1 protein-coding gene is annotated in these 873 nt (G+C 71.8%); it reads left to right on the plus strand.

Going from position 1 to position 873, the window contains the following annotated elements:
- On the plus strand, window positions 1-873 hold an 873-nt coding region (locus BJP32_RS16665; protein WP_076224890.1), incomplete at both ends, for an NAD(P)/FAD-dependent oxidoreductase.

Consider the following 873-nt stretch of genomic DNA (forward strand, 5'->3'; position numbering starts at 1 on the left):
CCCGAGAGCTTCTACGCCGAGCAGAATATCGCGCTGCGCACCGGCGTCACGGCGAGCGCCATCGACGCGGCCGCCAGGACCGTGACCTTCGCCGACGGAACGGTCGAGACCTACGACGTGCTGATCCTGGCCACCGGCTCGACGGCCCGCAAGCTGACCCTTCCCGGCGCCGACCGGCCGGACTTGCTGGAGCTTCGCACCCTCGACGACGCCGAACGGCTGAAGGCGGTTCTGGCGCCAGGCAAGCGGCTGGCGGTGGTCGGCGGCGGCTATGTCGGGCTGGAGGCGGCGGCCTCGGCCCGCGCCCTGGGCGCCGAGGCGGTGGTGATCGAGCGCATGGACAGGGTGCTGGCCCGCGTGGCGTCTCAGCCCCTGTCGGCCTTCTTCACCGACCTGCACAGGAAGCATGGCGTCGAGATTCTGACCGGCGTCGAGGTCGCGGGGTTCGAGGACGCGGGCGTGCGTCTGGCGGACGGGACGCTGATCGCGGCCGACGCGGTGCTGGTCGGCGTCGGCGCCTTCGCCTGCGAGGCCCTGGCGCGGACGGCGGGACTGACGTGCGAAAACGGCGTGGTGGTGGATGAGACCGCCCGCACCAGCGATCCGAACATCTACGCCATCGGCGATGTGACGCGGCGGCCGATCCCGGTCCACGGCGGCGTCATGCACCGGCTGGAGAGCGTGCCCAACGCCCTGGAGCAGGCCAAGCAGGCGGCCTCGGCCATCGTCGGCCGCGCGGCCCCGGCGCCGGAAGTGCCGTGGTTCTGGTCCGACCAGTATGACGTCAAGCTGCAGATCGCGGGCGTGCCCTTCGACGCCGACCGGCAGTTGGTGCGCGGCGACCTAGCCGGCGGCGCTTTCTCGGTTTTCCAT

The sequence above is a fragment of the Brevundimonas sp. ZS04 genome (genome assembly GCF_001956865.1).
In the GTDB taxonomy this organism is placed as follows: domain Bacteria; phylum Pseudomonadota; class Alphaproteobacteria; order Caulobacterales; family Caulobacteraceae; genus Brevundimonas; species Brevundimonas diminuta.